Source organism: Desulfocurvus sp. (assembly GCF_023230885.1).
In the GTDB taxonomy this organism is placed as follows: Bacteria; Desulfobacterota; Desulfovibrionia; order Desulfovibrionales; family Desulfovibrionaceae; genus Desulfocurvus.
Window position 1 is genome coordinate 1 of the sequence record NZ_JALNWM010000245.1, and the last position, 4,253, is coordinate 4,253.

At 67.7% G+C, this 4,253-nt stretch carries 4 protein-coding genes; 1 reads left to right on the forward strand and 3 read right to left on the reverse strand.

From position 1 onward, the window contains the following. From M0P34_RS13995 to M0P34_RS14005, 3 genes are all read right to left on the reverse strand, one after another. Window positions 1-922: outer membrane homotrimeric porin (locus M0P34_RS13995; RefSeq protein ID WP_291500201.1), on the reverse strand; the 922-nt coding region annotated here is incomplete at its 3' end. A 505-nt stretch (window positions 923-1,427) separates the two neighbouring features. After that, window positions 1,428-1,799, reverse strand: a complete 372-nt coding sequence (locus M0P34_RS14000; RefSeq protein ID WP_291500203.1) for a type II toxin-antitoxin system PemK/MazF family toxin — start codon at window positions 1,797-1,799, stop codon at window positions 1,428-1,430. After that, complete coding sequence (locus M0P34_RS14005) at window positions 1,760-2,023, reverse strand: antitoxin (protein ID WP_291500205.1); 264 nt, start codon at window positions 2,021-2,023, stop codon at window positions 1,760-1,762. Before M0P34_RS14005 ends, M0P34_RS14000 begins: the two co-directional genes overlap by 40 nt. A 132-nt stretch (window positions 2,024-2,155) precedes the next feature. Between M0P34_RS14005 and uvrC the strand changes: the two genes are divergently transcribed. Then, window positions 2,156-4,024: an excinuclease ABC subunit UvrC gene (uvrC, locus tag M0P34_RS14010; RefSeq protein ID WP_291500207.1), complete on the forward strand. Its 1,869-nt coding sequence runs from the start codon at window positions 2,156-2,158 to the stop codon at window positions 4,022-4,024. Window positions 4,025-4,253 lie beyond the last annotated feature (229 nt).

Here is a 4,253-nt window from a genome sequence, read left to right on the forward strand (position 1 = left end):
CGTCTTCACCGGTGCCGTACATGAGGGCCAGGGACGGGGTCACCATGTCCATCTTGTAGGTGGCGATGGCGGCGAAGAACCAGCCGGCCATGTCGTTCTGGTTGGCCTTGTCGCCGTCCACGGAGCCGTAGATCAGGTCGGCGCCGAAGACGAAGGGATCGAACATGCTCAGCTCGAAGGCGCCGCCGCCCCACCAGATGTCCAGGTCGTCGGTCAGAGCGGAGGCGTTGGAGGCCCGCAGCGAGCTCAGAGCGGCCGTGGTGCCAGCACCAGCGGCATCCTTGCCGTGCTTCGCGTAAATCACATAGGGGGTGAGGGACCAGCCGTCCATGGTGATAGGCGCGATAACGGTGAAGGCATCAACTTCGTCGTCCAGGCCGTTGGCGCCATCGCCGCCAATGTTGTTGTCCCACAGGCGGGCCCAGCCAGCGGTCAGGCCGAAGTTGTCGTTGAACTGGTAGGAAGCCACGATACCGGCAACGTCGTTGTCGTAGATCGGGCTGCCCGCAACGGCGGAGGGCCAAGCCAGGCCCTGGAGGCCGACGCGGAAGGCCACGCCGCCGACGTTGAAGTCGGTGTAGGCGTGCTTCACTTCGACGGTGGTGCCATCGGTGCCCAGAGCGCCACCGCCGGTGCCCTTGGTGCCCGTAGCCGCCGGGGCGCCCCAGTTGGTGTCGATTTCGAAGCCGACCACGCCGCGAAGAACTTCGCTGTCCACATACTGGAAGTACATGCGGATGCGCTGGGTGGCGTAGAAATCATCTTCGGAGTTGTTGGTCTTGGCGAAATCCTGGAGACCAACGTTGTCGGTCCACTCGAGGGCGTGCTCGAACTGCCCGGTGAACTGCATCTCCTTAGCGGAGACGAGGCCGGCGGACAGCACGAAGCAGGCCACCAGAGCCAGGGTAAGAATGCGTTTCATTGTCCTTTCCTTCCTTCGTTTGGGTTGGATGACCACTGCCAGACGCCGAGCCGCTTGCGCAGGCTCAGGATCGTGACTATCGCCTTCGGGCCCGGGAGGCAAGGGGAAACTCGGCGTTTTTTTGACGAATGTAAAAAAATTTTTACCGTCCAAAAAGTTGTACCGCCCGGGATGAGTGCTCTTTTGGCTTGTAACAGGCTGTTTTGTTTGCTGAAAATTATGCGGCCGCCCGATCGTGGAGTCGTGAGGAATTCTAAAAAAAATCTCAACCCGGGGGGCGCCTCGGGTCGGGGTGTCACGTTTTGCCCTCTGGGTACGCGACGAACCCGCGGGCTCCGGCGCCATGAGAAACGAAATCTGGCAGGCCGCCTCAAGACGGCGACCTGCCGCGTCAGCGAAGAATCAGGAGCACTTACTTCTTAATACGCTGTTTTTGTTTGTTTTCGCACTCTCGCCGCCGTTTGTTTTGGAGCGAGCTATGCTTTTGGATTCCTTGAGCAGGCAGCTAACTGAAAATGGTCGCCAGCCTGGCGAGGACGTCATCCATGACGGCGGGCGGCACCTTTTCCAGGCGCCTGCCGGACCGCGCCCGCAAATCCAGGGCGCGCGGCTGATCGCAGCGCACCACCCCGGTTGTGCGTGTGCCACATCCGCTCAAGGATACCGCAAAACCGGCGGTGCGGGCAAAGTTGCCGCCGTTGGTAATCGGTACCACCACGGGAACCTGGGTCACCTTGTTGAACTCGCTGGGGGAAACAACCAAAACCGGGCGTGTTCCCTGCTGCTCATGCCCTTCGGTCGGGTCAAGGGCCACCAGATAGATGTCGCCGCGCCGCATCAGAGCAGTTCCTTGCCGGTGGCCGGTGAAGCCGTCCATGTCCCGTCTTCGGCGCAAACCGGCGCAGAGGCATCGCAGTGGGCCAGTAGTTCCTGCAGGGTGTACTTCTTTCTGGCGCCCGGCTCGATGATCAACCGCCCGGATTCCACAGCCATATGCACCGCCGAGCCCGATTTGATTTGCAGCATTTCCAGAATGGTTGGCGGTACGGCCAACATCACCGAGCCGCCGACTTTTCTCAAGTTGGCTGTGTACATGGTCATTCTCCTTAAGTTATATTTTTGTATAACCAGGGTTGCCCGGAATGGCAAGCCTCTTTCTGGAAAAATCGGTCGTCGTTTCGCCCCCGGGCCGGGCTTTGACCGCAGGCCGCCTTTGGCGCATCATCCCCACCCATGAACGACCAGCCCGACACCGCCGCAGGCTATAGCTTCACCTCCGCCGAGCATCCCCGGGGCCCGGGGGTCTACCTGATGAAGGACGCGCGCGGGCGTATCATCTATGTGGGCAAGGCCAAGAGCCTGGCGCGCCGCCTGGCCTCGTATTTTCGCGGCCAGGAGCGCCACACGCCCAAGACGCGGCTCATGGTCGCGCGCATCGCCGCCGTGGAGACCATCTCCACGGCCACCGAGAAGGAGGCCCTGCTCCTGGAGGCCAGCCTGATCAAGAAGCACCGCCCGCGCTACAATATCGTGCTGCGCGACGACAAGTCCTATGTGCTTTTCCGCCTCACCCGCGCCGAGGCCTACCCCCGGCTGACGATGACCCGCAAGGTCGTGCGCGACGGCAGCGCCTACTACGGGCCCTTCACCTCGGCAGTGGACGCGCGCCAGGCCTGGAAGCTGCTGCACAAGGTTTTCCCGCTGCGCAAGTGCTCCGACCGCGCCTTCGCCAACCGCGTGCGGCCGTGCCTGTATCATCATATGAACCAGTGCCTGGCGCCGTGCGTGCTGGACGTGCCGCCCGGGGAATACGCCGCGGTGGTCCGCCGGGTGGAGATGATCCTGGCCGGGCGGGCGGGGGAGCTTCTGGCCGGGCTGCGCAAGGAGATGCTGGCCCATTCGGCGCGCCAGGAATACGAAAGCGCCGCGGCCCTGCGCGACCAGATCCGCGCCGTGGAGGCCACGGTGGAACGCCAGGCCGTGGTGCTGCGCGAGGGGGTGGAGCTGGACGCCCTGGCCGTGGCCGAGGCCGCCGATGGCCTGGGGTTGGCCGTGCTTTTCGTGCGCCAGGGGCGCCTGCTGGACAGCCGGACCTTCCACTGGCCCGGGCTGGGGCTGGACGACGCCCCCGAGGCCGTGGCCGGTTTTCTGACCCAGTTCTACTGGGCCACGCGCTTCATTCCCGAGCGCATCCTGCTGCCCTGGGCGCCCGAGGACGCCGAGGCCCTGGCCGAGGCCCTGGCCGAGCGCCGGGGCGGTCCCGTGCGGCTGGCGGCGGCCTCCAGCGGCCCGGAGAAGCAGCTTCTGGAGATCGCGCGGGCCAACGCCGCCCGGGCTCGCGGCGAAACCCCCGCCGGAGAGGACGCCCCCGCGCGGCTGGCCCGGGCCCTGCGCCTGCCCGGGCCGCCCGCGCGCGTGGAGTGTGTGGACGTGTCGCACCTGGGGGGGCGGGGCATGCGCGCGGGGCTGGTGGTGTTCGAGAACGGCGCCCCGCGCAAGGACGAGTACCGTACCTACACCTTCGAGGAGCTGGAGGGCAGCGGCGACGACTACGCCGCGCTGGCGGCCTGGGCCGGGCGGCGCGTCCAGGCCGGGCCGCCCTGGCCCGACCTCCTGCTGGTCGACGGCGGGCGGGGGCAGGTGGCGGCCGTGGTCGCCGCCCTGGAGGCGGCCCGGTCCGAGGGCGGGGGCGCGGTCTTTCCCGTGGCGGGCATCGCCAAGGCCACCGGCGCCCCGGGCTCGGGGCCCGACCGCCGCGCCGGAGCCCTGGACGACCGCATCTTCCTGCCGGGGCGCAGCAATCCGCTGCCCCTGCGTCCCGGCAGCCCGGAGCTGCTCCTGCTCCAGCGCGTGCGCGACGAGGCCCACCGTTTCGTCATCGGCCGCCAGCGGCGCAGCCGCAGCCGGAACCTGCTGGACAGCGAGCTGCAAAGCCTGGGCGGCATCGGCCCCAAGACCGCCCGCCAGCTCTGGGACGCCTTCGGTTCCCTGGAGGCCATGCGCGCCGCCGACCTGGACGCCCTGCGCCAGATCCCCGGCCTGGGCAAGGCCCGGGCAGCCCGCGTGCTTGCCGCCCTGCGCAGCCTGGGCGGCGAGCGCTAGCGGGCCCCGCCGCGGGCGGCGCAAAGCGGCGAGGGCCGCCAAGCCGCCCCGCCCCGGCAGCCCGCCCGGCTACCCCCGCCGGGCCTGCGGAAAAGGAGAAAAGCACCGACCCTGCGCGGCAGCCCGCGCGGCCACGCCCGCCGGGCTGCCTGGCCTCCCCCCGCGCCATGCTCCTCCGGGCCTTTCCCTGCGGCGCTTCCTGGCAGAACCCGACGCCCCCGGCCCCGTC

Excerpts from the sequence above, each read along its gene's own strand:
- M0P34_RS14000 (WP_291500203.1), bottom strand. The coding sequence starts at position 1,799 with ATGGACGGCTTCACCGGCCACCGGCAAGGAACTGCTCTGATGCGGCGC.
- M0P34_RS14005 (WP_291500205.1), bottom strand. The coding sequence starts at position 2,023 with ATGACCATGTACACAGCCAACTTGAGAAAAGTCGGCGGCTCGGTGATG.
- uvrC (WP_291500207.1), top strand. The coding sequence starts at position 2,156 with ATGAACGACCAGCCCGACACCGCCGCAGGCTATAGCTTCACCTCCGCC.